The organism is Streptomyces sp. NPDC037401, assembly GCF_055602345.1.
Genome location: NZ_JBVJWO010000012.1, coordinates 20,002 through 45,781, shown reverse-complemented (window position 1 = coordinate 45,781; position 25,780 = coordinate 20,002). Strand labels below are relative to the sequence as shown.

Annotated in this window: 23 protein-coding genes and 1 pseudogene; 7 read left to right on the top strand and 17 right to left on the bottom strand. The window is 73.0% G+C overall.

Annotated elements, in window-relative coordinates; translation table 11 throughout:
- Positions 1-230: 230 nt before the first annotated feature.
- The gene (locus tag ACZ7H1_RS14720) at positions 231-1,001 is read left to right on the top strand and encodes a hypothetical protein (RefSeq protein WP_470786993.1); all 771 of its coding nucleotides are present in this window, start codon (positions 231-233) and stop codon (positions 999-1,001) included.
- A gap of 137 nt (positions 1,002-1,138) precedes the next feature.
- The gene (locus ACZ7H1_RS14715) at positions 1,139-1,738 is read left to right on the top strand and encodes a hypothetical protein (protein ID WP_470786720.1); all 600 of its coding nucleotides are present in this window, start codon (positions 1,139-1,141) and stop codon (positions 1,736-1,738) included.
- 30 nt (positions 1,739-1,768) lie between these two features.
- Here the strand turns inward: ACZ7H1_RS14715 and der are convergent, their stop codons facing one another.
- The 5 genes and pseudogenes from der to ACZ7H1_RS14690 form a co-directional block, all read right to left on the bottom strand.
- Positions 1,769-3,220: a ribosome biogenesis GTPase Der gene (gene der, locus ACZ7H1_RS14710; protein WP_470786718.1), complete on the bottom strand. Its 1,452-nt coding sequence runs from the start codon at positions 3,218-3,220 to the stop codon at positions 1,769-1,771.
- 80 nt (positions 3,221-3,300) lie between these two features.
- Complete coding sequence (locus ACZ7H1_RS14705) at positions 3,301-3,987, bottom strand: lysophospholipid acyltransferase family protein (RefSeq protein WP_470786717.1); 687 nt, start codon at positions 3,985-3,987, stop codon at positions 3,301-3,303.
- Positions 3,945-4,637, bottom strand: a complete 693-nt coding sequence (gene cmk, locus ACZ7H1_RS14700; RefSeq protein ID WP_470786715.1) for a (d)CMP kinase — start codon at positions 4,635-4,637, stop codon at positions 3,945-3,947. The genes ACZ7H1_RS14705 and cmk overlap by 43 nt, the downstream gene beginning before the upstream one ends.
- 217 nt (positions 4,638-4,854) lie before the next feature.
- Positions 4,855-5,946: pseudogene (locus ACZ7H1_RS14695) on the bottom strand (prephenate dehydrogenase); the annotation flags it as partial.
- A 187-nt stretch (positions 5,947-6,133) separates the two neighbouring features.
- Entirely contained in the window at positions 6,134-6,583 is a 450-nt protein-coding gene (locus tag ACZ7H1_RS14690; RefSeq protein WP_470786714.1) for a YidB family protein, read from the bottom strand.
- 148 nt (positions 6,584-6,731) lie between these two features.
- Here ACZ7H1_RS14690 and ACZ7H1_RS14685 point away from each other — a divergent pair, with 148 nt between their 5' ends.
- The 3 genes from ACZ7H1_RS14685 (at position 6,732) to ACZ7H1_RS14675 (ending at position 8,342) form a co-directional block, all read left to right on the top strand.
- Positions 6,732-7,076 (top strand): DUF952 domain-containing protein, encoded by a 345-nt coding sequence (locus ACZ7H1_RS14685; protein WP_470786712.1) that lies wholly within the window; start codon positions 6,732-6,734, stop codon positions 7,074-7,076.
- 77 nt (positions 7,077-7,153) lie between these two features.
- Complete coding sequence (locus ACZ7H1_RS14680; protein WP_470786711.1) at positions 7,154-7,645, top strand: Rieske (2Fe-2S) protein; 492 nt, start codon at positions 7,154-7,156, stop codon at positions 7,643-7,645.
- Between the two features lie 10 nt (positions 7,646-7,655).
- Positions 7,656-8,342, top strand: coding sequence for a nucleotidyltransferase domain-containing protein (locus ACZ7H1_RS14675; protein ID WP_470786710.1), 687 nt, complete (start codon positions 7,656-7,658; stop codon positions 8,340-8,342).
- A 37-nt stretch (positions 8,343-8,379) separates the two neighbouring features.
- On the opposite strand, the gene ACZ7H1_RS14670 is transcribed toward ACZ7H1_RS14675, so the two are convergent.
- The 12 genes from ACZ7H1_RS14670 to ACZ7H1_RS14615 all read right to left on the bottom strand — a co-directional run bounded on the left by ACZ7H1_RS14670 (position 8,380) and on the right by ACZ7H1_RS14615 (position 22,089).
- Complete coding sequence (locus tag ACZ7H1_RS14670; RefSeq protein ID WP_470786708.1) at positions 8,380-9,135, bottom strand: nucleotidyltransferase domain-containing protein; 756 nt, start codon at positions 9,133-9,135, stop codon at positions 8,380-8,382.
- 3 nt (positions 9,136-9,138) lie between these two features.
- Entirely contained in the window at positions 9,139-10,152 is a 1,014-nt protein-coding gene (locus tag ACZ7H1_RS14665) for an ADP-ribosylglycohydrolase family protein (RefSeq protein ID WP_470786706.1), read from the bottom strand.
- Entirely contained in the window at positions 10,152-10,889 is a 738-nt protein-coding gene (locus tag ACZ7H1_RS14660) for an NUDIX hydrolase (RefSeq protein ID WP_470786704.1), read from the bottom strand. The genes ACZ7H1_RS14665 and ACZ7H1_RS14660 overlap by 1 nt, the downstream gene beginning before the upstream one ends.
- 156 nt (positions 10,890-11,045) lie before the next feature.
- Entirely contained in the window at positions 11,046-12,359 is a 1,314-nt protein-coding gene (locus ACZ7H1_RS14655) for a pseudouridine synthase (protein ID WP_470786703.1), read from the bottom strand.
- A 27-nt stretch (positions 12,360-12,386) separates the two neighbouring features.
- Positions 12,387-12,992, bottom strand: coding sequence for an SMC-Scp complex subunit ScpB (scpB, locus tag ACZ7H1_RS14650; protein WP_470786701.1), 606 nt, complete (start codon positions 12,990-12,992; stop codon positions 12,387-12,389).
- The gene (locus ACZ7H1_RS14645) at positions 12,989-14,077 is read right to left on the bottom strand and encodes a segregation and condensation protein A (RefSeq protein WP_470786699.1); all 1,089 of its coding nucleotides are present in this window, start codon (positions 14,075-14,077) and stop codon (positions 12,989-12,991) included. The genes scpB and ACZ7H1_RS14645 overlap by 4 nt, the downstream gene beginning before the upstream one ends.
- A gap of 59 nt (positions 14,078-14,136) precedes the next feature.
- A complete protein-coding gene (locus ACZ7H1_RS14640) occupies positions 14,137-14,691 on the bottom strand; it encodes a hypothetical protein (protein WP_470786698.1) in 555 nt (184 codons plus the stop codon).
- A complete protein-coding gene (locus tag ACZ7H1_RS14635) occupies positions 14,676-15,833 on the bottom strand; it encodes a ParA family protein (RefSeq protein ID WP_470786696.1) in 1,158 nt (385 codons plus the stop codon). The genes ACZ7H1_RS14640 and ACZ7H1_RS14635 overlap by 16 nt, the downstream gene beginning before the upstream one ends.
- Positions 15,834-16,212: 379 nt before the next feature.
- Positions 16,213-17,328 carry an alanine dehydrogenase gene (gene ald / locus ACZ7H1_RS14630; RefSeq protein WP_470786694.1) on the bottom strand — a complete coding sequence of 372 codons (1,116 nt, stop codon included), beginning with the start codon at positions 17,326-17,328 and terminating at the stop codon, positions 16,213-16,215.
- 151 nt (positions 17,329-17,479) lie between these two features.
- Complete coding sequence (locus tag ACZ7H1_RS14625) at positions 17,480-19,543, bottom strand: tetratricopeptide repeat protein (RefSeq protein WP_470786692.1); 2,064 nt, start codon at positions 19,541-19,543, stop codon at positions 17,480-17,482.
- 199 nt (positions 19,544-19,742) lie between these two features.
- Positions 19,743-20,369 carry an NUDIX domain-containing protein gene (locus tag ACZ7H1_RS14620; RefSeq protein WP_470786691.1) on the bottom strand — a complete coding sequence of 209 codons (627 nt, stop codon included), beginning with the start codon at positions 20,367-20,369 and terminating at the stop codon, positions 19,743-19,745.
- 73 nt (positions 20,370-20,442) lie between these two features.
- Positions 20,443-22,089 carry a CTP synthase gene (locus tag ACZ7H1_RS14615; protein ID WP_470786689.1) on the bottom strand — a complete coding sequence of 549 codons (1,647 nt, stop codon included), beginning with the start codon at positions 22,087-22,089 and terminating at the stop codon, positions 20,443-20,445.
- A gap of 455 nt (positions 22,090-22,544) precedes the next feature.
- Here ACZ7H1_RS14615 and ACZ7H1_RS14610 point away from each other — a divergent pair, with 455 nt between their 5' ends.
- Both ACZ7H1_RS14610 and ACZ7H1_RS14605 read left to right on the top strand, forming a co-directional pair.
- Positions 22,545-24,356, top strand: coding sequence for a glycoside hydrolase family 15 protein (locus tag ACZ7H1_RS14610; protein ID WP_470786688.1), 1,812 nt, complete (start codon positions 22,545-22,547; stop codon positions 24,354-24,356).
- 43 nt (positions 24,357-24,399) lie between these two features.
- Positions 24,400-25,779 carry an FAD-binding protein gene (locus tag ACZ7H1_RS14605; protein ID WP_470786686.1) on the top strand — a complete coding sequence of 460 codons (1,380 nt, stop codon included), beginning with the start codon at positions 24,400-24,402 and terminating at the stop codon, positions 25,777-25,779.
- Position 25,780 lies beyond the last annotated feature (1 nt).

Below are 25,780 nucleotides of genomic sequence, written 5' to 3'. Positions count from 1 at the left end.
CGGGTCACGCTACGCACGCCCGCGTGCCCCTCCGGGCCCGCCGCGCGGCGCCGCCGGGGGCCCCACCCGGTCGGCCGACGGGCCGTGGTCCGGCGGGTGGAACGCGCCCCCGACGTCAACTGCCCACAAATGGGGCGTGACCCCGGCCCCGGCTCCTCCGTTGAGCCCCCGAGAGCCGGGAACGGCCCGGCCCACGCACGCCTAGTCCGAGGAGTCACCCCGTGTCGCGCATGCTCGACGTCAGCCCTGACGTACGCGCCGAGATCGGCGACGAAGAAGCCGAGCTGCTGCTCTCCGGCGAGACCGCGCCGGGCAGTTACGACTGCACCTCCTGCCGCACCCCGGGCGACTCCGAACGCGAACCGACCAGCACGGTGCTGTTCGTCGGCGACGAGACCGCCGTGCTCGCCTTCGCCCACGCCAAGTGCATCCCCTCCCAGGTGGTCGCGGTCTCCGAGGACCAGCTGCAGGGTGCCGTCGCCAGCATCACCGGGGACGCCCCCGGCACGCCCCAGTCGGTGCCCGGCGGCCAGGCCGTCCTGGGCATCACCAGCGGTCTCGTCCTGCTCGACGGGGACCTGCACCCGGCGCTCGTGGTGGAGCCCACCGCGCCGATCGCCCGTCCGGGCACGACCGGCCCCGGGGACGACTTCCTGCCGCTGCTGATCGAGCAGGGCTTCATCCCGGTCACCGACATGAGCTCCCCGCCGTCGGTGCTCTCCGGCTGGTCCGTGCTGCTGGCGATGGGCCAGCTGCACGCCGTCCTCCAGCCCGGCACGGGCGGCGGCAGCCCCGTCGCCTGGTGGCAGGCGCACCAGGCGCTGCCGGTGACCGAGGGCTGGCGGGCGGCCGTGAACCGCACCCAGAAGGTCCTGGTGTACGCGGCCCCGGTGGGCTCCATCGGCCAGCAGCCGCGTGAGGACCTGCTGCGCGACGCGCTCGACAAGGCGGCCGCCTCCGGCCTGCTCGTCGCCGCCGCGATGCCGCTCGCGGGAACCTGACCCGACCGGGCCGGTCCGGTTCCGCCGGGCCGGCCGGTGTGCGCCGGGGGTACCAGGGCATGTCCTGGTACCCCCGGCGATCTGCGTTTTCGTCCCGGCGCCCGCATCCGTCGGGCGCACGGTTCGTTGGCAGTGACGTGCACTCATACGACGCCTCCCGCCCCCAGCCCCTCCCGCAGCCGTTCCCGAACCCGTTCCCGAGCCAGATCCCGCCGATGCGCCCGGCGCGCGACCGGGAGGCGCACAGCGGCTCGCAGACCCCGATCTTCGACGCGCTGTACTCGGAGTACCTGCGGTCGTTCCGGGCCCTGCCGGGCGACCGTACGGGCGAGGAGGACCTGGGGTTCGTGGCGTTCGGGGCGTCGGGCGCGGGCTTCGGCTCCACGTACGGGAGCGGCTCGTACACGAGCGGGTACGGCAGCGGGTACGCGGGCTCGTACGGCACCGGTTTCGGCACCGGGCACGGCGGCTCGTACGGGAGCTCCTACGGCAGCACGTACGGCGGCTCCCACGGCAGCAGCCAGCCGGAGGGCGGCGGCGGGGGCCGGGCCGGCGGGAACTGGCCGGCCACGACCGCCTGGGGCGCTCCCCCGGCCCCCGATCCCTGGCCGTCCCTCCCCGACGGCCCGGCCGGTGCCGGGTACGCGGCGGCGGGCGCACACACGAGCGGGCGGCCGCACCACACCGGGACACCCGTCCCGGCGGCGCTGCCGCCCGCTCCCCGCCGCGAGCTCTGACCCGCGGCGCACGTCCGGTTCCGCCGGCCGCTACTTCTTCTTGCTGCGCTTCTCGCGGACCCGCACCGAGATGTGGATCGGGGTGCCCTCGAAGCCGAACTCCTCGCGCAGGCGGCGCTCGATGAAGCGGCGGTAGCCGTGCTCGAGGAAGCCGGAGGCGAAGAGCACGAACCGCGGCGGCTTGGTGCCGGCCTGGGTGCCGAACAGGATGCGCGGCTGCTTGCCGCCGCGGATCGGGTGCGGGTGGGCGGCGACGACCTCGCCGAGGAAGGCGTTCAGCCGGCCGGTCGGGACGCGCGTCTCCCAGCCCGCGAGGGCCGTCTCGATCGCCGGGACGAGCTTCTCCATGTGGCGGCCGGTCAGGGCCGAGACGTTGACGCGCGGGGCCCAGGCCACCTGCTGCATCTCGGTCTCGATCTCGCGCTCGAGGTAGTAGCGGCGCTCCTCGTCGAGCTCGTCCCACTTGTTGTAGGCGATGACGATGGCGCGGCCGGCCTCGACGGCCATGGTGATGATGCGCTGGTCCTGGACGCTGATGTTCTCGGTCGTGTCGATCAGGATGACCGCGACCTCCGCCTTCTCGACGGCGGCGGCCGTGCGCAGCGAGGCGTAGTAGTCCGAGCCCGTCTGGAGGTGGACCTTCTTGCGGATGCCCGCGGTGTCCACGAACTTCCAGGTGACGCCGCCGAGCTCGATCAGCTCGTCGACCGGGTCGCGGGTGGTGCCGGCGAGCTCGTTGACGACGACCCGCTCCTCCCTCGCGACCTTGTTGAGCAGCGAGGACTTGCCGACGTTCGGGCGGCCGATGAGGGCGATGCGGCGGGGGCCGCCGATCGCGCCGCCGCCGAAGGTCTGCGCCGGGGCCTCGGGCAGCACCTCCAGGACGGCGTCGAGCATGTCGCCGGTGCCGCGGCCGTGCAGCGAGGAGACCGGGTACGGCATGCCGAGGCCGAGCGACCACAGGGCGGACGCGTCCGCTTCGCCGCTCTGGCCGTCGACCTTGTTGGCGCACAGCACGACGGGCTTGCCGGACCGGCGCAGCAGCTTGACGACGGCCTCGTCGGTGTCGGTCGCGCCGACCTTGGAGTCGACGACGAAGACGCACGCGTCGGCGGCCTCGATGGCGTACTCGGCCTGGGCGGCGACGGAGGCGTCGAGGCCGAGGACGTCCTGCTCCCAGCCGCCGGTGTCGACGACCTTGAAGCGGCGGCCGGCCCATTCGGCCTCGTAGGTGACGCGGTCGCGGGTGACGCCCGGCTTGTCCTCGACGACTGCCTCGCGGCGGCCGATGATGCGGTTCACCAGGGTCGACTTGCCGACGTTCGGGCGGCCGACGACGGCGAGGACGGGCAGCGGGCCGTGTCCGGCCTCTTCGATCGCGCCTTCGACATCTTCGATGTCGAAGCCCTCTTCCGCCGCGAGCTCCATGAACTCCGCGTACTCGGCGTCGCCAAGCGCTCCGTGGTCGTGCTGGTCGTTCATGAAGTCCGTTCCTCGTCGTTCGTGGTGGTCGGTGGATCCCGTACCCCGAGGGGGTGGGTCCACTACTCGTTCAGTCTGGCCTAGCGCCCGGTCAGGCGCTTGGCGTGGTCCAGGTGGGCGGTCAGCCGCTGCTGGATGCGCACGGTGGCCTCGTCGAGGGCCGTACGGGTGCGACGGCCGCTGCCGTCGCCTGCCTGGAAGGCGTCGCCGAAGACGACGTCCACGCGGCCCTTCAGGGGCGGCAGCCCCTTGACCAGGCGGCCGCGCCGCTCGCTGCTGCCCAGGACCGCGACCGGCACGATCGGGGCGCCGGAGCGGACGGCGAAGTACGCGAGGCCCGCGCGCAGGGCGGCGAAGTCTCCCTCGCCCCGGGTGCCCTCGGGGAATATCCCCAGGACCCCGCCGTCGTCCAGGACGCCGAGCGCCGAGGTGACGGCGGCCCGGTCGGTGCCGGTCCGGTCGACCTTGACCTGCCCGATCCCTTCGAGGAAGGGGCCGAGCGGGCCGACGAACGCTTCCTTCTTGATCAGGAAGTGCACGGGCCGCGGCGCGGTGCCCATCAGCATCGGGCCGTCGATGTTGTGGGAGTGGTTGACGGCGAGGATGACCGGCCCGGAGGCCGGCACCTTCCAGGAGCCGAGCACCCGGGGGCGCCACAGTCCGTACATGAGCCCGATGCCGATGCGCCGGCCGATCGCCGCCCCTTTGAGGGAGGGCGTTTCGCTCACGCGGCGGCCCGCTTCTCCTCGACCAGGGTGACCACGCACTCGATGACCTGGTCGAGGGTCAGCTCGGTGGTGTCCACCTCGACGGCGTCGCCGGCCTTGGCCAGGGGCGAGGTCTTGCGGCCGGAGTCGGCTGCGTCCCGCTTGATGAGGGCTTCCTTGGTGGCGGCCAGGTCGGTCGCCTCCTTGCCCTTCAGCTCACCGCTGCGGCGGGCAGCGCGGGCCTCCGCGGAGGCGGTGAGGAAGATCTTGAGGTCGGCGTCGGGCAGCACGGTGGTGCCGATGTCGCGCCCCTCGACGACGATGCCGGGCCCGGTCAGCGCGGCCTCGGCGGCGATCGAGCGCTGGAGCTCGGTGATGAGCGTGCGCACCTCGGGCACCGCGCTGACCGCACTGACCTTGGAGGTGACCTCCTGGGTGCGGATCGGGCCGGAGGCGTCGAGTCCGTCGACGGTGATGGTCGGCTGCGACGGGTCGGTACCCGAGACGATCACGGGCTTCCCTGCCGCGAGGGCGATCGCGTGCGGGTCGCTCACGTCCACTCCGTTGGTGAGCATCCACCAGGTGATCGCCCGGTACTGGGCGCCGGTGTCCAGGTAGCTCAGCCCGAGCTTGGCGGCCACGGCCTTGGAGGTGCTGGACTTGCCCGTGCCGGAGGGGCCGTCGATGGCGACGATCACGGCGGTTTCCACGGTGGTGGGCCCTTCTGGTTGCGCGGCGTTTACGGGCGCGCGAAAACGCCCCTGTTCTAGGTTACCGAGTCCCCGCACCCTCCCATGACCTCAGGAGGGCCGGGGGCCGGATCCGGGCCGGTCACCGGCCCGGGATCCGCGTCACGGGCCCCGTCCGCACCACCGCCGGGCAGGGGCCGCAGCCGCCGGGAGGCCGTAGCCGCCGGGGCGCCGCCGGTTACGGGCGGCGCAGGGCCCAGCCGCGTTCGCGCAGCTCGTTGGTGAGCACGGGCACGGCCTTCGGCTCGACCATGAGCTGCACCAGGCCCGCCTGCTGCCCGGTCGCGTGCTCGATCCGCACGTCCTCGATGTTGACCCCGGCCCGCCCGGCGTCGGAGAAGATCCGCGCCAGCTCGCCCGGCTGGTCGCTGATCAGCACCGCGACCGTCTCGTACGCCTTCGGCGCCGCGCCGTGCTTGCCCGGCACCCGGACCCGGCCGGCGTTGCCGCGCCGCAGGACGTCCTCGATGCCCTCGGCGCCGCCCCGGCGCTTGGCCTCGTCCCCGGACTGCAGGGCGCGCAGGGCCTGGACCGTCTCGTCGAGGTCGGCGGCGATGCCGGACAGCACGTCGGCGACGGGGCCGGGGTTCGCGGAGAGGATGTCCACCCACATCCGCGGGTCGGAGGCCGCGATCCGGGTCACGTCCCGGATGCCCTGCCCGCACAGCCGCACCGCGGTGTCGTCGGCGGCCTCGAGGCGGGCGGCGACCATGGAGGACACCAGCTGGGGGGTGTGGGAGACCAGCGCGACGGCCCGGTCGTGGGCGTCGGCGTCCATCACGACCGGCACGGCCCGGCACAGCGCGACCAGCTCGAGCGCCAGGTTGAGCACCTCGGTGTCGGTGTCCCTGGTCGGCGTGAGCACCCACGGGCGGCCCTCGAAGAGGTCCGCGCTCGCCGCCAGGGGGCCGGAGCGCTCCTTGCCGGACATCGGGTGCGTGCCGATGTACGAGGACAGGTCCACCCCCAGCGCCTCCAGCTCGCGCCGCGGCCCGCCCTTGACGCTGGCGACGTCGATGTAGCCGCGGGCCGCGCCGCGCCCGATGGCGTCGGCCAGGGTGGCCGCGGTGTGGGCCGGGGGGACGGCGATGATCGCGAGGTCGACGGGGCCGTCGGGCTCCTCGTCCGTCCCGGCGCCGAGGGCGGCGGCGGTACGGGCCTGCCCCGGGTCGTGGTCGGCGAGGTGGACGGTGACCCCGCGCCCGGCGAGGGCGAGCGCAGCCGAGGTGCCGATCAGTCCGGTTCCGATGACGACGGCGGTTCTCACGGCGCGCTCCTTGCTCGACTGCTCGACTGCACCGCCCGGGCGGCGTGCGTACTGGCCCGGTCAGCCTAAGGGCTGTCCGGCCCCCGTCGACCGTGCCCGGCGCGCCGGGCACGGCGACGACCCGGTGTCCGTCGCCGGGCGACGGGAACCGGGTCCCCGTACGGCAGCGGAGGGCCTGCGCCCTCCGGAGTCAGAGGGCCTGCGACGTGATGATGTCCTCGAGCGAGCCCGAGGGGACCTCGCCGTTCGGGGTCAGCTTGTCGACCGCCTGAGGGAGGGCCCGGGCCAGCTCGTCGGCGGCCGTCTCGGGGCTGACTCCGGCCTGCTCGGCGACCTTCTGCAGGGTGCCGCCCGGCAGGGCCTCCTTGATCTGGTCGGCGGTGACGGGCTGGTTCTCGCCGGTCCCGACCCAGGACTGGGCCTGGTCGGCGAGGCCTGATTTGGTCAGCATGTCCAGCAGCCCGCCGAGCGGGTTGCCGCCGGCGCCTCCGGCGGCATGGGCACCGCCGGCGCCGCCACCGCCCATCAGTGCGCCCAGCAGCGCGCCGAGGATGTTCCCGCCCCCGCCCCCGCCGCCACCGCTCCGGCCGCCACCGCCGAGGAGGCCGCCCAGAAGAGAGCCGAGGTCATTACCCGCCATGGTCACGCCTTTCGGAGGGGGAGGACCGGGCACACGAACGCAGACTCAGGGGCGCACCCGGCTTCACGACATCGACAATTTCTCCCGAACCGACCCGTGCCGCCACTTGGCGGAGGCCGTCGGGGCGGGCTGCGGTACAACCGACGGCATGATCTTCCATCTCGTCGCGCTCGCCGACTGGTCGGCCGCACCCGACCTCCCGTACGCCCCGCCCTCCCTCGCCTCCGAGGGCTTCGTGCACTGCTCGGCCGACCGGCCGACGGTCCTGGCCATCGCCGGCGCCCACTACCGCCGGACCCCCGGTCCGCTGCTCGCACTGGAGATCGACGAGCGGGCGCTGACCTCGGAAGTCCGCCGGGAGGGTGAAAGCGGCGGCCGGTATCCCCACGTCCACGGCCCGCTCGACCGGGCGGCCGTGACCCGCGTCTGGGAGGTCGTACGCAGCGCCGACGGCACGCCCGGGGACCTGGTGCCGTGGACACCTCCGGCCTGACAGGGCCGGGGCGCGTGCTTCTCATGAGGCCCGCGGCGCGTCAGGATGCTGCCGCTACGGACACTGAGGAGGACACGATGCGGGAAACCACCCCACGGCGCACGGTTCTTGCGGCGGGCGCGGGCGTGCTCGCGGCCGGTGCGCTCACGGGCTGCGGAGACGGCGACGGCGGCTCGGCGGAAGCCACCGCCGTCGCCCCCGAGGCGGGTACGGGCACCGAGGGCACCGGGACCCCGGCGGCGAGCACACCGGCAGGCAGCCCCTCGGCGGGGGCGCCCGGCGGCGAGGCACTGGTGAAGACGGCGGACGTGCCCGTCGGCGGCGGCACGGTCCTGAAGGACGAGAAGATCGTCGTCACGCAGCCGGAGGCGGGCGAGTTCAAGGCCTTCTCCGCCGTCTGCACCCACCAGCGCTGCCTGGTCTCCAAGGTCGCGAACGGCACCATCGACTGCCCCTGCCACGGCAGCAAGTTCGCGGTCGCCGACGGCGCGGTCGTCAAGGGCCCGGCCACCCGGCCGCTCCCGGAAGAGAAGATCACCGTCGTGGAGGGCGAGGTCCGGCTGGCGTAGCCTTCGCCGCATGCAGGTGACTTCCGAGGCGCTGGTGCGCGACCACACGGTCTACTCGTGCGTGATGGGCTCGCGCGCGTTCGGTCTGGCGACGGACACGAGCGACACCGACCGGCGCGGCGTGTACCTCGCGCCCACCCCGCTGTACTGGCGCTTCGAGAAGCCCCCGACGCATGTCGAAGGACCGCTCGACGAGCAGTTCTCCTGGGAGCTGGAACGCTTCTGCGAGCTGGCGCTGCGGGCCAACCCCAACATCCTGGAATGCCTGCACTCCCCGCTGGTGGAACACCTGACCCCGGTGGGCGAGGAACTCCTCTCCCTCCGGGGGGCGTTCCTCTCCCGCCGGGCCCACACCACCTTCACCCGCTACGCCGCCGGCCAGCGCCACAAGCTCGACGCGGACGCCCGCAACCACGGCGCGCCCCGCTGGAAGCACGCGATGCACCTGCTGCGCCTGCTGACGAGCTGCCGCGACCTGCTGCGCACGGGCCGCCTGACCATCGACGCCGGCCCGTACCGCGACCGCCTCCTCGCGGTGAAGCGCGGCGAGGTCCCGTGGCCCGAGGTCGAGTCCTGGATGGCCCGCCTGATCGAGGAATCCGACGCGGCGGCCCTCACCGGCCCGCTGCCCGAGCTCCCGGACCAGGCCCGGGTGGAGGACTTCCTGACCCGCACCCGCCGCGCCTCGGCCGGCTGAGGCCCCTGCATCCGGCGCCCGGCCCCCCGGCCCGTCCTCAGCCCGACCGGCGCGCGCGGACGACGAAGGCGTCGAGGGCGTCGCGGGCGGACGGCTCCGCCGGCAGCCGCGAGTCCCGCTGCGCCTCGGCCAGCACCGCGTGCAGCGCCTCGACGTCCCGTTCGAGCAGGGACGCCTCCGGCCCCGCGTACGCCCCGTGCTCGGCCGCCTGCTTCGCCTCGATCAGCCCGTCGAGGTATCCGGGGGCCTCGGTCACCTCGGCCAGCAGGCCGGGCAGGTCTGCCCGGACCTCTCCCGACCGCATCAGGTGCACGCCGGTCAGCAGCGCCCTGAAGGTGTACAGCAGCGGCTTCAGCTCCGCCGTCTTCCCGAACAGCCGCCACTGGGTTGCCGCGAAGCCCCGGTAGTGGTGCGCGTGGTGCCGGGTCAGCACGCCCGGCGCGAGCGCGGCCAGTTCCTCGTGGTGCCCGGAGGTGTGCACGACCAGTGGCGACAGCAGCTGCTCCAGCACGTAGCCGTTGGGCCGCAGCATCAGGCGGGCGAACTTGCGCAGGTCGTGGGTGACGAGGTCCATCTCGACCCCGTCCCGGTCCCACATCCGGGTGCGGGTTTCCTCGGGCTCGCGCAGCCCGAGGAGCGCGTCCGCGGGCAGCAGGTGGACCCCGCGCAGGTCGACGTCCGAGTCCACGGACGGGAAGCCGTACAGGTGCGCCCCCGACACGGTGGCGAACACCAGCGGGTCGGGCTGTTCGGCGATGACGGGTGCGAGGTCCAGGCTCAGTGCGTCCAGCATGGGTCAAGCGTCCCAGAGGGCTCCGAAGGCCGTGAGCTCGGTACGGTGCTCGATCCGCTCCGACCAGGAGTCGGGCCAGGCCGCGGCGCCGAGGTGGGCGCCGGCGAAGGCTCCCGCGAGGCAGGCGATCGAGTCGGAGTCGCCGGCGGTGCAGGCGGCGCGGCGCAGGGCCGCCAGGGGCTGTTCCGGGAAGAGCAGGAAGCAGTGCAGGGCGGTGGCGAGGGCCTCCTCGGCGATCCAGCCCTCGCCGGTGGCCAGGCAGGGGTCCAGTTCCGGGGACGGCGTTCGCAGCGCCTTGGCCAGGCGGTCGAGCGCGTCGAGGCAGTCGTCCCAGCCGCGGGCGATGAAGGAGACCGGGGACGGGTCCTGCGCGTGCCGCCACAGGTCGCCTAGCCACCGCTCGTGGTAGCGGGTGCGGTTGTCGAGGGCGTACGAACGCAGCAGCCCGACCAGCCCGGTGGGTTCGGTGCCCCGGGCCAGCAGGAACACCGCGCGGGCGGTGAGGTCGGAGGCGGCCAGCGCCGTCGGGTGCCCGTGCGTGAGCGCGGACTGCAGCTGCGCGGCCCCGGCGCGCTCCTCGTCCGTCAGGCCGGGTACGAGTCCCAGCGGGGCCACGCGCATGTTGGCGCCGCAGCCCTTGGAGCCGGTCTGGCTGGCCTCCTGCCAGGGCCGCGCCGAGTCCAGCAGCCGGCAGGCGGTCATGCAGGTGCGGCCGGGAGCCCGGTTGTTCTCGGGCGAGTGGTACCAGTCGACGAACTCCTCGCGCACCGGCCGGGCCAGCCGCAGCGGGCCCAGCCGGCCGCGCTCCATCGCGGTGCGCAGGCCGCGGGCGAGCGCCAGGGTCATCTGGGTGTCGTCGGTGACGAGCGCGGGCCGGGGCAGCTCCATCTCCCGCCAGGGCCCGCACTTGGCGAGGATCGACGGTACGTCGTTGAACTCGGTGGGGAAGCCGAGGGCGTCCCCGAGCGCCAGCCCGATGAGCGAGCCGGTCGCCGGGCGCTTGTTCGTACGGTCCATCACGGACGTCCTTCCGGGCGGGGGCGGAGCAGGGGCGGGTGGAGGGCGGTCGCGGGACCGGCCCGGTAGAGGGCGGCGGGCTTGCCGCGGCCGCCGGTCAGCCGGGCGGCGCCGGGGACCGGCTCGACGAAGCCGGGGGTGGCCAGGACCTTGCGGCGGAAGTTGGGGCGGTCGAGCGGGGTGCCCCAGACCGTCTCGTAGACCTGCCGGAGCTCGCCGAGGGTGAACTCGGGCGGGCAGAAGGCGGTCGCGAGGCAGGAGTACTCCAGCTTCGCGCCGACCCGGTCGCGGGCGTCGGCCAGGATCCGCTCGTGGTCGAAGGCCAGCGCGGGCGGCCGTCCGGGCCCGTCCGCCGGCATCCACTGCGCGTGCGCGGCGTCGCCGCCGCCGTGCGGCTCCGGCAGATCGGGCACGAGCGCGGTGAAGGCCACCGACACCACGCGCATGCGCGGGTCGCGGTCCGGTTCGCTGTAGGTCCGCAGCTGCTCCAGGTGCAGGGCCGCGACGGTCGGCTCCGGCAGTCCGGTCTCCTCGGCCAGCTCCCGCCGCGCGGCCGCCTCGGCGGACTCCCGCGGCAGCACGAACCCGCCGGGCAGCGCCCAGTCCCCGGCGTACGGCTCGGCGCCGCGCCGGATCAGCAGGGCGTGCAGCCGGCCGCCGCGGACCGTGAAGACGGCCAGGTCGACGGTGACGGCGAACGGCACGAAGGCGTACGGGTCGTAGTCGTGCACACCCATCACCCCACCCCTCTTTAGAGTCAGTCTGACTATAAAGGCGGAGCCGGGTCCGGACAAGAGAAATGCCCGCGACGCCTGGGCGCCGCGGGCATTTCTCGTTTCTTGTCGCTTCTCGTGCTTCTCGTCGCTATCGCGAGGGGCCGCTGCCGCAGGGGCTTACAGGCCGACCTCGCGCATCAGCATGCCGACCTCGGTGTTGGTCAGGCGGCGCAGCCAGCCGGACTTCTGGTCCCCGAGCTCGATGGGGCCGAAGGACGTCCGGACCAGCTTCTCGACCGGGAAACCCGCCTCGGCGAGCATCCGGCGCACGATGTGCTTGCGGCCCTCGTGCAGGGTCACCTCGACGAGGTAGTTCTTGCCGACCTGGTCGACCACCCGGAAGTGGTCGGCCTTGGCGTACCCGTCCTCCAGCAGGATGCCGGACTGGAGCCGCTTGCCGATCTCGCGCGGCAGCGGGCCGGTGATCGCCGCGAGGTAGGTCTTCTGTACGCCGTACTTCGGGTGCGTCAGGCGGTGGGCCAGCTCGCCGTGGTTGGTGAGCAGGATGATGCCCTCGGTCTCCGTGTCGAGGCGCCCGACGTGGAACAGGCGGGTCTCGCGGTTGGTGACGTAGTCGCCGAGGCACTGGCGGCCGTCCGGGTCCTCCATGGTGGAGACGACGCCGGCGGGCTTGTTCAGCGCGAAGAACAGGAACGACTGGGTGGCGACGGTCAGGCCGTCCACCTTGATCTCGTCCTTCGGGGAGACGCGCTTGCCCTGCTCCAGCACGATCTCGCCGTTGACCTCGACGCGAGCCTGCTCGATGAGCTCCTCGCAGGCGCGGCGCGAACCCATGCCGGCGCGGGCGAGGACCTTCTGCAGCCGCTCGCCCTCCTGCTCGGCGCCCGGGAAGGTCTTCGGGGTCTTGATCACGGGCTTGTCGGCGTACCGGTCGCGCACGCGCTCCTCGATGCGCGCGTCCAGCTCGCGCGGGCGGGACTGCCCGCTGCGGCTGCCCGGACCGCGACGCGGGCCGCCGGCACCGCCGATGCCGGGGGTCTTGGAGGTCTTGGGGCCGCCCTTGGCGCCGCCGCGGGCCGCCGCGCCGCGGGCACCGCCGCCGGAGCCGCCGCGGCCGCCGTCGCCCGCACCGCGGGCGCCGCCGCCACCGGCCTTGGCACCGGCACGGCCGCTGCGCTCGCCCTCGGGGCCTACGTCGTAGCGCCGCTCCTCGGGACGGGGGTTGCGGATGCGCTTGGGCGCCTGGTCACGGTCGCGGTCGCGGGAGTCGGAGCCACCGCCCTGGTAGCCGCCGCCCTGGTACCCGCCGCCACCGGAGCCGCCGGAGCCCCCGCGGTAGCCACCGCCGCCGGAGTTACCGCCGCGGTAGCCACCGCCGCCGCCGGAGCCGGAGCCGCGGGAGTTACCGCGCCCGCCACCGCCGCCGCTGTTCCTGTTGCCGCCACCGTTGCCGCTGCCACTGCTTCGCATCAAAGTTCCGTCGTCTTGTCGTCGTCTTCACATGGTGTCCGGGGCGTACGGTGCGTCCGGATCGAACGACGGCACACCTTCTTGCGTCTCGGCTTCGATCGCGTCCGCCTCGGGGAGGAAGGGCGCGAGCTCCGGGAGCTCGTCCAGGCCGCGCAGGCCCATCCGCTCCAGAAAGTAGTTCGTCGTCCTGTACAGGATCGCACCTGTTTCGGGTTCCGTCCCCGCCTCCTCCACCAGACCGCGCTGGAGGAGGGTCCGCATGACCCCGTCACAGTTGACTCCGCGCACCGCCGAGACCCGCGACCGGCTCACCGGCTGCCGGTACGCGACGACCGCCAGGGTCTCCAGCGCGGCCTGCGTCAGCCGGGCCTGCTGCCCGTCGAGGACGAAGCCCTCGACGGCGGCGGCGTACTCCGGGCGCGTGTAGAACCGCCAGCCGCCGGCGACGAGCCGCAGCTCGAAGCCGCGCCGCTGAACGGCGTACTCGTCGGCCAGCTCGCGCAGCGCCTCCGCGACCTCGCGGGGGGTGCGCTCCAGCACCCGCGCGAGGTGCGCCTCGGTCGCGGGTTCGTCCACGACCATGAGGACGGCCTCCAGCGCGGGCTTCAGCTCCAGTCCGGCGACCTCGCTCACGTGTTCTCCTCCTCCGCTTGCACGACCTGGTCGAATTCGTCCGTCACCACCGGCTGCCCGTCCTCGCCGCCCGCCCAGCGGACCGTGAGCGGCCCGAGGGCCTCCTCCTGGTCCAGGCGGACCGCGCGCTCCCGGTACAGCTCCAGCAGCGCCAGGAAGCGGGCCACGACCGTGAGGGTGTCGGGGGCGTCGCCCACGAGGTCCCGGAACGCGACCTCGCCGGCCGCCTCGCGCAGCATCCGCACGACGACCTCGGCCTGCTCGCGCACGCTGACGAGCGGCGCGTGGATGTGGTCGACGTACACCTGCGGCTTCGCCCTGGGCTGCATGGCCTTCGCGGCCAGCCGGGCGAACCCCTCGGCGCCGATGCTGATGACGACCTCGGGGAGCAGCTCGGCGTGGTGCGCCTCCAGGCCCACGGTACGGGGGTGCCGCCGGCCCTCCGCCTCCAGCCGTCCGGCGAAGATGTCGGCGATCTGCTTGTACGCCCGGTACTGGAGCAGCCGCGCGAACAGCAGGTCGCGGGCCTCCAGGAGGGCGAGGTCGGCCTCGTCCTCGACCTCGGCGGTGGGCAGCAGCCGGGCCGCCTTGAGGTCGAGGAGGGTGGCGGCGACCACGAGGAACTCGGTGGTCTGGTCGAGGTCCCAGTCGGGGCCCATGGCGCGGATGTGCGCCATGAACTCGTCGGTGACCTTGTGCAGGGCCACCTCGGTGACGTCGAGGCGGTGCCGCGAGATCAGCTGGAGCAGCAGATCGAACGGCCCTTCGAAGTTCGACAGCCGTACGGTGAACCGCCCGTCCCCCTCCGCACCGCCCGCACCGCCCTCACCGCCCTCACGGCGCTCGGGGACCGCCCGGGGCCCGGCCTCCGGCTCCGGCTCCGGCTCCGGCTCCGGCTCCGGCTCCGGCTCCGGCTCCGGCTCCGGCTCCGGAACGAGCCCGGTGCCGGGTTCGTTCCGGGTGCCGGGCCCGGTGCCGGGGCCCGGGGAGAGGTCCTCGCGCGGCGGGGCCGCGCCCGGCCCGCGGCCGAGGGCGCGGCGCTGGGCGCGGGACGGCGGCCGGGCGGGCTCATCGGTCGGGGGCATCGCGATCCAAGGTGCACAGTGCGAGGGGTGCGGGGCGGCGCCCCGGACAAGCGGGCAGGCTACCGGCCGCGCAGACGCCGGACCAGGATGCTCGCGTCGCCGCGCGACTCCAGGTCGGCCAGGACCACCGCGACCGCCTCGCGGACGATCCGCCCGCGGTCGACGGCGAGCCCGTGCTCCCCGCGCAGGACCAGGCGCGCGTGCTCCAGGTCCATCAGCTCCTCGGCGGAGACGTACACCGTGATCTTCTCGTCGTGACGCTCGCGCCCGCTGGGGCGGCGGTTGGCCCCCCGCCCCTTGCCGCGCCGGGGCGCGGCCGCGGCCTGCCCGGCACCGGAGGCAGAACCTTCCTGCGGCCGTCTCGGCCCGGCCACCAGGGGCGCCACGGGCGCCTCCACGGCCTCCGCGGGCCCCTCCTGGGCCCGTGCGCGCCCGTCGGCGGCTCCGCCGTCCGTGGCCGCGCCTGCGAGCCCGTGCTCCGCCGCGGGGGCGGTGGCGCCGGCGGCGGCTCCGTCATCGGAGGTCGGCCGCCGCGGCGCGGAGGACTGGAGTGCCATTCCCCCGGTGGTGCGGAACAGTTCGTCGGCTCCGGGCAGACTCACTCGGCGTGACACCGGGCGAGCACCTCCCTGGCGAGCTGGCGATACGCGGCGGCGCCGACGGAGTTGGAGGCGTAGGTCGTGATCGGCTCGCCGGCGACCGTGGTCTCCGGGAAGCGCACGGTCCGGCCGATGACCGTGTGGTAGACGTGGTCGTCGAACGCCTCGACGACGCGCGCCAGCACCTCACGGCTGTGCACCGTACGGGAGTCGTACATCGTGGCGAGGATGCCGTCGAGCTCCAGCTCCGGGTTGAGCCGCTCCTGGACCTTCTCGATGGTCTCGGTCAGCAGCGCCACACCGCGCAGCGCGAAGAACTCGCACTCCAGCGGCACGATGACCTTGTGAGCCGCCGTCAGGGCGTTCACGGTCAGCAGGCCCAGCGAGGGCTGACAGTCGATCACGATGTAGTCGTAGTCGGCCATCAGCGGCTTCAGGGCGCGCTGGAGGGTCGACTCGCGCGCGACCTCGCTCACCAACTGCACTTCCGCAGCGGAGAGGTCGATGTTGCTCGGCAGCAGGTCCATGTTGGGGACCGCGGTCTTGAGCAGCACCTCGTCGGCCGACATGCCCCGCTCCATGAGCAGGTTGTAGACCGTCAGGTCGAGTTCCATCGGATTGACGCCCAGGCCGACCGACAGCGCGCCCTGCGGGTCGAAGTCGACGAGCAGCACCCGCCGTCCGTACTCCGCGAGGGCCGCACCCAGGTTGATGGTCGACGTGGTCTTGCCGACGCCGCCCTTCTGGTTGCACATCGCGATGATCTTCGCGGGGCCGTGGTCGGTCAGGGGACCGGGGATCGGGAAGTACGGCAGCGGCCGTCCGGTGGGGCCGATCCGCTCCCGGCGCTGTCTTGCGGCGTCGGGGGCGAGGGTGGCCGCGTACTCGGGGTCGGGCTCGTACTCGGCGTCGGGGTCGTAGAAGTGCCCCTCGGGCACATCGTTTTCGTAGTCGGCGAAACCGGTGGGCTCTCGGCCGCTCAGGTCGCCGGCCATGGAGTTCACGTCTAGGCCGTCCATGCTCTTTTGGGGCGTCGTCATGTGCTGGTGGTTTGCGAAGGTGCGGACTGCGACGGAGCCGACAGCTTCGAGCCCGGCCGGGCCCTGGCCCCGCACGGGGGGCACCTCCGCCCGGCCCTCGGGGCGTCGGGGGGGCATCCCTGCGTGACCACCCCCAGGAGCAAATGTCGACTCATTCACAAGTCGTCTTACCTCCTCGGACGTGACCAGGACACTTATCGATAGGTCAGCGTGGCACCATGCCGACGGTTGGCGACTCTATGGCGTGTCACCGGTCCGCAGCAACACAATCGGCCGGACGCGGCACGATGTGTCGGCAACCGAACACCACTCTGTCAAGGGCGTACGGGCTGCCGCTGCGAAGTTTCACGGGTGCGCGAAACGGTTAAAGGGTTACGTTCGAGGCGAGTTGAAGCCCGGGTCGGCCGAGCCCGCAAACACGTCCGGCCGGACCTTGCGGGCAAGGTCCGGCCGGACGCGTGAGATTGACGTCAATCGTTGACGCAGTGCCGCTGGCTCAGCCGAGCAGCGTGTTCAGCTCGAGGGTCTCGAGGCCGTGGGCCTCGGCCACCGGGCCGTAAACGACCTGGCCGTCATGGGTGTTGAGGCCCAGGCCCAGGGCGGGGTCACGGCGCAGCGCCTCGACCCAGCCGAGGTTCGCGAGCTGCACGATGTAGGGCAGCGTGGCGTTCGTCAGGGCGTAGGTGGAGGTGTTCGGCACCGCGCCCGGCATGTTGGCGACGCAGTAGAAGACCGAGTTGTGGACCTGGAAGGTCGGCTCGGCGTGGGTGGTCGGACGGGAGTCCTCGAAGCAGCCGCCCTGGTCGATCGCAATGTCGACAAGGACACTTCCGGGCTTCATCTTGGCGACGAGCTCGTTGGTGACCAGCTTCGGGGCCTTCGCACCCGGGATGAGGACGGCGCCGATGACGAGGTCGGCCTCGACGACGGCCTTCTCCAGCTCGAAGGCGTTGGAGACGATCGTCTTGATCTTCGTGCCGAAGATCTTGTCGGCCTCGCGGAGCTTGTTGATGTCCCGGTCGAGCAGGGTCACGTGGAAGCCCATGCCGATGGCGATCTGCGCGGCGTTCCAGCCGGACACGCCGCCGCCGATGACCACGCACTCGCCGGCGTGGGTGCCGGGGACACCGCCCGGGAGGACGCCGCGGCCGCCGGCCGAGCGCATCAGGTGGTAGGCGCCGACCTGCGGGGCCAGTCGGCCCGCGACCTCGGACATCGGGGCGAGCAGCGGAAGCGCGCGGTTGGCGAGCTCGACCGTCTCGTACGCGATGGCGGTGGTGCCGGACTCCAGGAGGGCGTCCGTGCACTCGCGGGAGGCCGCCAGGTGCAGGTAGGTGAAGAGCGTCTGGTCCTTGCGGAGGCGGTGGTACTCCTCCGCGATGGGCTCCTTGACCTTCAGCAGCAGGTCGGCGGTGGCCCAGACCTCGTCGGCCGTACCGAGGATCTCGGCTCCGGCGGCGACGTACTCGGCGTCCGTGATCGAGGAACCCACACCGGCGTTCTGCTCGATGAAGACCTGGTGGCCATTGCGGACGAGCTCGTGGACACCGGCGGGGGTGATGGCCACGCGGAACTCGTTGTTCTTGACCTCGCGGGGGATGCCGACCTTCATCGTCGATCACGGTCCTTGGCTCAGGGGATTTAACGGGGCAATGCCATACATACCCATTGCACCAGTGCGCAGCGGGATGCACCACGGGATGACGTGGTGGAGCCAGTCTAATGAAGGATTTGGAGCTGTCTAGCCTTACAAACCAAATATCTCAGCGCGAACCACTACGGATTTCGTAGGCCGCATGTGCCATAGGGTCGCCACCCAGAAGACGATCAGCCGTACTGCGGTGCAGCCGGGCGGCCGCCGGGTCGCCGAGCCGGTCGAGGGTGTCGGCCAGCCGCACCTGGAGGGCGGCCTGGAGCCGCAGGTCCCCGGCCTCGCGGGCCAGCTCGACGGCCGCGCGGCAGGTGTGCAGCGATTCCTCCGGCCGTCCCGCGTACTCCTGCACCCGGGCCATCTCGCTCAACGCCTTTGCGTGGCCGGGCACATCGGCCAGCTTCCGGTAGCCTGCCGCGGCCGCGCGCCAGCTGCGCAGCGCCTCGCCGTAGCGTCCTGCGCACGTGTGCACATTGCCGAGGCGTCCGTACAGGCGTGCCTCGTCCGCACGCTCGCCCCGGGCCAGGCACTGGGACAGGGCCCGGCCGTACCAGTCGGCGGCCCGGTGCCAGTCCCCCAGGAGCTGGTGCACACCACCTACGGATTCCATCGCGCGGCCGGCAGCGTAGTGGTCCCCCGCGGCCCGGCCGGCGTCCAGGGCGGCCCGGTAGCGGTTCAGGGCCTCGGCGGTGCGCCCGGTCTCCGCGTCGAGGTCGCCGAGGTTCAGGAGTGCGGCGGCCCGCTCGCGGTGCAGGTCGTGCCGCTCGGCCACGTCGAGCACCAGTCCGTGCAGCCCGTACAGCTCCGGCGCGGCCGCCTCCGTGCCGCGGTGCGCGGCGAGGGCCCGTACCAGCCCGGCGACCAGCCGCCGCGCCAGGGTGTCCAGCTGCCCGTCGGCGACGGCGAGGGCTGCCGAGGCGGTCAGGGCGGGCAGCCGGCTGTCCAGCCAGGCCGCGGCGGCGGCGCGGTCCGGGAACCGCAGGGACCGGGGCATCCCCTCCAGGCGCTCGCGGGCGCCCTCCGACCCGGGCAGCCCGACCGCCGTCCCGGCGGCATCGTCGCCGTCGGCGGCGCACTCCGCCGTGATCCGGCAGGAGGTGAGGAGCCGTACGGTCCGCTCGAGCATCCGGGCCCGGGCGAGCTGCACCTCGGCGGGGCGCTCCTTGGTCTCCAACAGCTCCTTGATCAGCGGGGTCAGGCAGCCGGGGAGCAGGTACTGCCCCTCGGCGGCGGGCCGCAGCAGCCCGAGGACGGCGAAGTCCTCCAGCATGGACTGGGCGGCGGCCACGGAGCATCCGGTCAGCGCCGAGGCGATGTGGCCGTCGACGGCGCCCGCGGGGGCCAGGGGCAGCAGCCGCAGGGTGCGCTGGGCGGGCTGCGGGAGGGATTCGTAGACGAGGCGGAAGCCGTAGGTGAGGGGACCCTGCTCGGCGGGGCCGTCGAGGATGTCGTGCATGCCCTGGAGCTGCTTGACGGCATCGGAGAGGGAGGCCTTGGGGTGGGCGGCGAGCCAGCCCGCGACCATGGCGAGGGCGGCGGGCTGCCGGCCGCACTCCTCGGCGAGCGCCTCGGCGGCGCGCGGGTCGACGGTGACGCGGACCTCGCCGACCCGGCTCACGATCATCTCCACGGCGGCCGGGGTGTCCAGCCCGCCCAGGGTGCAGGGGCGGACGTCCGGGATGCCGGTGAGCGGGCCCCAGCCGGTGACGACGGCCAGGCAGCCGGGGTCGTCGGCGAGCAGCGGGTCGACCTGCTGGGCGTCGGCGGCGTCGTCGAGGAGCATCAGGACCCGGCGGCCGGCGAGGGCGCCGCGCAGGGCGGCGGTCAGCTCCTCCTCGCCCGCGCCGGGCGGGGTCGGCCGGCCGAGCGCCTCGAGCAGGTCGCGGGCGGTCCGCTCGGCGGGGACCCGCTCCCCGCCCGGCAGGGACAGCCGGGCCCGCAGCACGCCGTCCGGGTAGGCGCCGGCCATCTCCCGTACGAACTCCTCGGCGAGCGCGGTGCGTCCGGAGCCGGGACGGCCGGCGACGAGCAGCACGCGGGCGCGGGGGGCCTTGCGGCCCGTCAGGGTGTCGAGCCCGGTCCGCGCGACGTCCTCGCGCAGCTCCTTGAGCTCGCGGCGCCGCCCGAAGAACCCGGCCGGGCCGTTGCTTCCGCCGCGCAGCGCTTCGTCCGTCACGGATCTGCTCCTCTCCCTGCCGGATGACTTCGGGGAGGTCGAGCGTAGTTCACGGAGAGCGACGGTCCGCGGGGAGCGCGGCGGACAAATCGCCCGATCGGATCAGCAGATGGTCACACCGGGCTCTGTCTGCCCTGCCCGGCCTCGCCCTGCCCCGCCCCGCCCCGCCGGCGGAACCGGGCCCGGCGCAGCTCCGGGGCTACGCCTCGAAGGGCCGGGCCGGCCACGGGGCTTCGGCGGGGCGGAGGGCGTCCGGCCCGTCACCCGCCAGCGCCGCGGACAGCGCGAGGACCCCGGTCACGAACGCGGCGTTGTGCAACTCCCCCGCCAGCACCCCGCGGACCAGGTCCGCGAGCGGCACCCGGGCCAGCTCCATGTCGGCCTCCTCCTCCGAGACCTCGAAGCGCTCGCCCTCCGCCTCCGCGAGGTCGCGCGCCAGGAAGACCCGGATCGCCTCGTCGGAGCCGCCCGGGGTCGCGAAGATGTCGACCAGCACGCGCCAGTCCCCGGCCTTCGTGTGCGCTTCCTCGTAGAGCTCGCGCTGTGCGGCGTGGAGCGGGTTCTCCCCCGGGACGTCCAGCAGCCCGGCGGGCAGCTCCCACAGCTTGTGCCGTACGGGGTGCCGGTACTGACGCAGCACCAGGACGCGCATCTGCTCGTCGAGGGCCAGCACGCACACCGATCCCGGGTGGACCTGGTAGTCGCGGCGCGCCACCGCTCCGTCCGGCATGACCACGTCGTCGGTGTTCACCGCCGTCTTCGCGCCCCGGAACGGGGTCGTGCTCGAAACGACCCGCCAGGACTCCGGCACGTCCCTGATTTCCACTGAACCCTCCCGAAAAACGCGGCAGCCGGGGTACGGATCCGTACCCCGGCTGCCTACGTTATGCGACCGGCCGTCAGGCCTTCTTCTGGCGCTCCACGGCGGCCTTCACCAGGCCCGCGAAGAGCGGGTGCGGGCGCGTGGGGCGCGAGCGCAGCTCCGGGTGGGCCTGCGTGGCCACCAGGTAGGGGTGCACGTCGCGCGGGTACTCGACGTACTCGACGAGCTTGTTGTCCGGGGAGGTGCCGGAGAAGAGGAGGCCCGTCTTCTCCAGCTCGCCGCGGTACGCGTTGTTCACCTCGTAGCGGTGACGGTGGCGCTCCTCGACGTACTCCTTGTTGTCGTACACCTCGCGCACGATCGAGCCCTCGGCGAGCTTCGCCGGGTACATCCCCAGGCGCATCGTTCCGCCCAGGTCGCCCGCACCCTCGACGAAGGCGAGCTGCTCCTCCATCGTGGAGATGACCGGGTGGGCGGTGGAGGCGTCGAACTCCGTGGAGTTCGCGTCGGCGATGCCGGCCAGGTTGCGCGCGGCCTCGATGACCACGCACTGGAGGCCCAGGCACAGGCCCAGCAGCGGGATCTTGTTCTCGCGGGCGAAGGTGATCGCGCCGACCTTGCCGTTCACGCCGCGGTCGCCGAAGCCGCCGGGCACGCAGATCGCGTCGACGTCGCCGAGGTGCTTCTCGGCACCCGCCGGCGTCTTGCAGTCGTCGGAGGTGACCCACTTGACCTTGACGCGGGCCTTGTTCGCGAAACCGCCGGCGCGCAGCGCCTCGGTCACGGACAGGTACGCGTCGGGCAGGTCGATGTACTTGCCGACCAGCGCGACGGTGACCTCGTGGTCGGGGTTGTGGACCCGGTCGAGCAGGTCCTCCCAGACGGTCCAGTCCACGTCGCGGAAGGGCAGGTCGAGCTTGCGCACGACGTACGCGTCCAGGCCCTCGGTGTGCAGGACCTTGGGGATGTCGTAGATCGACTTGGCGTCGATGGCGGCGACCACCGCGGCCTCGTCCACGTCGCACATCAGCGAGATCTTGCGCTTGATGGACGTCGGGACGTCGCGGTCGGCGCGCAGCACGATGGCGTCGGGCTGGATGCCGATGTTGCGCAGGGCGGCGACCGAGTGCTGGGTCGGCTTGGTCTTCAGCTCGCCGGAGGGGCCGATGTAGGGCAGCAGCGAGATGTGCACGACGAAGACGTTGTCGCGGCCGACCTCGTGGCGGACCTGGCGGACGGTCTCCAGGAACGGCAGCGACTCGATGTCGCCGACGGTGCCGCCGACCTCGGTGATGACGACGTCGACGTCCTCGGTCGCCATCCGCCGGATGCGGTGCTTGATCTCGTTGGTGATGTGCGGGATGACCTGCACGGTGTCGCCGAGGTACTCGCCGCGCCGCTCCTTGGCGATGACCTGCGAGTAGACCTGGCCGGTGGTGACGTTGGCCGAGCCGTCGAGGTCGACGTCGAGGAAGCGCTCGTAGTGGCCGATGTCCAGGTCGGTCTCGGCGCCGTCGTTGGTGACGAACACCTCGCCGTGCTGGAACGGGTTCATCGTCCCGGGGTCGACGTTCAGGTACGGGTCGAGCTTCTGCATCGTGACCCGCAGCCCCCGCGCCTTCAGCAGCGCGCCCAGGCTCGAGGCCGTGAGCCCCTTGCCGAGGGAGGAGGCGACGCCTCCGGTGACGAAGATGTGCTTGGTCGTCATGGATTTGGGCGGCATCGCCAAGAGGGGGCTCCCGTGGTCGCGAAGTGAGGTGCGTCCGGCCGCCTCCCCTGTTTCGGGGGCGCCGAAGCTGCGGTTTCGGGGCCCCTGATTCGCACAGGCAGACCACCGGTCCACGGGGTACCAGCCTATCAGCGACCGCGCCGGTCCGCTTCCGGCCACGCGGCGCGCAGAAGCCGTCACGCCGTGCTGACGGGCACGTCAGCCGCACTATTCGCATCTCATCACCCTTGACTCACCCGTTCGGAGTACGCGCATTGCCGGGAGACCCTCGGAGATCACTAGGGTGCAGTCGTATCCTGCTCGGATATCCCTTATCCCCCACCCGAGCGGACCGGCAAAAGGCACCACCCCGCCCGCTCCGGCAAGCTTGAACTCGTCAACGACCCCTGACCGCGAAGCGATCGTCCCGGCCGAGACGCCGGGGCGGACGTGGCCGTTCGACTGGAGATATGCACGTGTCCGGGCGCATCGAGGATTACGCACTCATCGGTGACATGCAGACCGCCGCCCTGGTCTGCCGGGACGGGTCGGCGGACTGGTTGTGTCTGCCACGCTTCGATTCCCACGCCGTCTTCGCAGGACTCCTCGGCACCGAGGAGCACGGTTTCTGGCGCATCGGCCCGGCCCATCCCGAGGGCACCGAGCCGCCGCGCGCCGACCGGCGCCGCTACCGCGGCGACTCCCTGATCCTGGAATCCGAGTGGGACACCCCGCGCGGCACGGTCCGGGTGACGGACTTCATGCCTCCCCGCGAGGACCACGCCCCCCAGCTGATGCGGATCGTCGAGGGCGTCAGCGGCCGCGTGCCGGTCCGCTCCGCGCTGCGGATGCGGTTCAGCTACGGCCGGATCGTGCCCTGGGTGCACAAGGTCGACGGCCGTACGGTCGCCGTGGCCGGCCCGGACTCGATCTGGCTGGACACGGACGCGCAGACGTACGGCCGGGACCTCACCACCTACGCCGACTTCACCGTGGCACCGGGCGACCGGATCGCGTTCACGATCAGCTGGCAGCCCTCCCACAAGGAGCCGCCGGCCCTGCCGGACGCCGAGGCGGCCCTGGAGGCCACCTCCGACTTCTGGCGGGAGTGGGTCGAGCACTGCACGTACCACGGCCCCTACCGCGAGGCGGTGGTCCGCTCCCTGATCACCCTCAAGGCCCTGACGTACGCGCCGACCGGCGGGATCGTGGCCGCGCCCACCACCTCGCTCCCCGAGGAGATCGGCGGCGTCCGGAACTGGGACTACCGCTACACCTGGCTGCGGGACGCGGCGATCACCCTGTCCTCGCTGCTGCGCACCGGCTACCGCGAAGAGGCCCGCGCGTGGCGCGAGTGGCTGCTGCGCGCGGTCGCGGGCGACCCGGAGAACCTCCAGATCATGTACGGCATCGCCGGCGAGCGGGAGCTCGGCGAGACCGAGCTCGACTGGCTCCCGGGCTACGAGAACTCGCAGCCGGTCCGCGTCGGCAACGGCGCCGCCCACCAGCTCCAGCTCGACGTGTACGGCGAGGTCACCGAGGCCCTGCACCTGGGCCACATGACGGGCCTGGCGCGCAACGACTACGCCTCCGTGCTCCAGCTGAAGCTGATCCGGTACCTGGAGACCCACTGGGACCAGCCCGACGAGGGCATCTGGGAGGTCCGCGGCCCCCGCCGGCACTTCGTGCACTCCAAGGTCATGGCGTGGGTGGCGGTGGACCGGACCATCAAGCTCATCGAGGCCGGGGACGCGGACGGGCCGCTGGAGCGCTGGCGCGAGCTGCGCGAGGAGATCCACCGGGACGTCTGTGAGAAGGGCTACGACAAGGAGCGGAACACCTTCACGCAGTCCTACGGCTCCAAGGAGCTCGACGCCTCCCTGCTGCTGATCCCGCAGATGGGCTTCCTGCCGCCCGACGACAAGCGCGTCATCGGCACGATCGAGGCGATCCAGCGGGAGCTGTCCACGGCGGACGGCTTCATCCTGCGCTACCCCACGACCGGCGACGAGGCCGGCGTGGACGGTCTGGAGGGCGACGAGGGCGCGTTCCTCGCCTGCTCGTTCTGGATGGCCGACGACCTCGCGATGATCGGCCGCGTCGACGAGGCCCGCCAGCTGTTCGAACGGCTGCTGGCGCTGCGCAACGACCTCGGGCTCCTCGCCGAGGAGTGGGACCCGCGGCGCCAGCGCCAGGTCGGGAACTTCCCGCAGGCGTTCAGCCACGTCCCCCTCATCGACACGGCCCTGCGGCTCACGGCGAGCGGGGCGTACGGAGGCTGACTAGCCTGGAGAGGTCCTTCTGCCCTTTCCGGAAGGGGGCGCCATGGCCCTCTCGAAGGCGGGCACGGCCCTGGCCGAGCTCCGCGAGGATCTGTCCGGAGACGTCTACGCACCCGGGGATCCGGGCTACGACGACGCCCGGACCGTGTTCAACGCGATGATCGACCGCAGGCCGGCGGTCATCGCGCAGTGCGAGGATCCGGCGGACGTGGTCACGGCCGTGCGCTTCGCCCGGGAGCTGGACCTCCCGGTCGCCGTGCGCGGCGGCGGCCACAGCGTGGCCGGGATGGCGCTGAACGACGGCGGCCTGGTCGTGGACCTGCGCCGGATGCACGAGGTCACCGTGCATCCGGGCGCCGGGGCGGCCCGGATCGGCGGCGGCGCGACCATGAGCCATCTGGACCGGGCCTGCGAGCCGTACGGCCTGGCGACCACCGGGGGCCGCGCGTCGACGACGGGCGTCGGGGGCTTCGTGCTCGGCGGCGGCTCCGGCTGGCTGGACCGGCTGCACGGGCTGGCCGTCGACAATCTGCTCGGCGTCGAGCTGGTGACGGCGGACGGCCGCTTCATCGAGGCGACCGCCGAGGAGAACCCGGAGCTGTTCTGGGCGCTGCACGGCGGCGGCGGGAACTTCGGCATCGCCACCGCGCTCACCCTCAGGCTTCACGAGCTTCCCGCCATGTCGATCGCGTTCGTGCTGTACCTGCCCGAGCACGGCCCGGAGGTGGTCCGCACCTACCGGGAGGTCATCGAGGCCGGGCCGGTGCAGGCGAGCGGCGCGGCGATCTACCTGACCGGGCCGCCCGAGGACTTCGTCCCCGAGCACCTGGTCGGCAAGCTGCTGGCCGCCGCCCTGCTCACGTACGCGGGCCCGGAGGACGAGATGCGGGCGCTCGCCGGGCCACTGCTCGCGCTGCCGCACGAGGCGGAGATCGTCACGGCCATCCCGTACGCCGACCTCCAGTGCATGATCGACGACCCGCCGGGAATGCGGAACTACTGGTCGGCGGAGTACCTGACCGGCGTGCCGGACGCGTTCGTGGACGTGTTCTGCGCCCGCGCCGGGAGCATGCCGGTGCCGACCGGCACCCAGCACATCGTGTGGCCGCAGGGCGGTGCCATCGCCTCCGCCCCCGGTGACTACCCCGTCCCGTACCGCGACGCGGCCTGGGCGGTGCACCCCTTCGGGATCTGGGAGGACCCGGCGGACGACGAGCGGTGCCGCCAGTGGGTCAGGGACGTCCGCGCCGACGTCCTGCCGTGGAGCACCGGCGCGGTGTACCTCAACTTCACCGGGGACGAAGGCGGCGAGCGGGTGGTCGCGGGCCTCGGGGCCGAGAACATGCGGCGGCTGGCCGCGGTGAAGCGGGAGTACGACCCGGACAACGTCTTCCGCTTCAACCACAACGTCAAGCCCGCGTGAG

Bases quoted from the DNA above. Each gene is read 5' to 3' on its own strand.
- ACZ7H1_RS14720 (WP_470786993.1), top strand. From the start codon at position 231: ATGCTCGACGTCAGCCCTGACGTACGCGCCGAGATCGGCGACGAAGAA.
- der (WP_470786718.1), bottom strand. From the start codon at position 3,220: ATGAACGACCAGCACGACCACGGAGCGCTTGGCGACGCCGAGTACGCG.
- ACZ7H1_RS14690 (WP_470786714.1), bottom strand. From the start codon at position 6,583: ATGGCGGGTAATGACCTCGGCTCTCTTCTGGGCGGCCTCCTCGGCGGT.
- ACZ7H1_RS14685 (WP_470786712.1), top strand. From the start codon at position 6,732: ATGATCTTCCATCTCGTCGCGCTCGCCGACTGGTCGGCCGCACCCGAC.
- ACZ7H1_RS14680 (WP_470786711.1), top strand. From the start codon at position 7,154: ATGCGGGAAACCACCCCACGGCGCACGGTTCTTGCGGCGGGCGCGGGC.
- ACZ7H1_RS14675 (WP_470786710.1), top strand. From the start codon at position 7,656: ATGCAGGTGACTTCCGAGGCGCTGGTGCGCGACCACACGGTCTACTCG.
- ACZ7H1_RS14670 (WP_470786708.1), bottom strand. From the start codon at position 9,135: ATGCTGGACGCACTGAGCCTGGACCTCGCACCCGTCATCGCCGAACAG.
- ACZ7H1_RS14665 (WP_470786706.1), bottom strand. From the start codon at position 10,152: ATGGACCGTACGAACAAGCGCCCGGCGACCGGCTCGCTCATCGGGCTG.
- ACZ7H1_RS14660 (WP_470786704.1), bottom strand. From the start codon at position 10,889: ATGGGTGTGCACGACTACGACCCGTACGCCTTCGTGCCGTTCGCCGTC.
- ACZ7H1_RS14655 (WP_470786703.1), bottom strand. From the start codon at position 12,359: ATGCGAAGCAGTGGCAGCGGCAACGGTGGCGGCAACAGGAACAGCGGC.
- ACZ7H1_RS14645 (WP_470786699.1), bottom strand. From the start codon at position 14,077: ATGCCCCCGACCGATGAGCCCGCCCGGCCGCCGTCCCGCGCCCAGCGC.
- ACZ7H1_RS14635 (WP_470786696.1), bottom strand. From the start codon at position 15,833: ATGCCCCCCCGACGCCCCGAGGGCCGGGCGGAGGTGCCCCCCGTGCGG.
- ald (WP_470786694.1), bottom strand. From the start codon at position 17,328: ATGAAGGTCGGCATCCCCCGCGAGGTCAAGAACAACGAGTTCCGCGTG.
- ACZ7H1_RS14615 (WP_470786689.1), bottom strand. From the start codon at position 22,089: ATGCCGCCCAAATCCATGACGACCAAGCACATCTTCGTCACCGGAGGC.
- ACZ7H1_RS14610 (WP_470786688.1), top strand. From the start codon at position 22,545: ATGCACGTGTCCGGGCGCATCGAGGATTACGCACTCATCGGTGACATG.
- ACZ7H1_RS14605 (WP_470786686.1), top strand. From the start codon at position 24,400: ATGGCCCTCTCGAAGGCGGGCACGGCCCTGGCCGAGCTCCGCGAGGAT.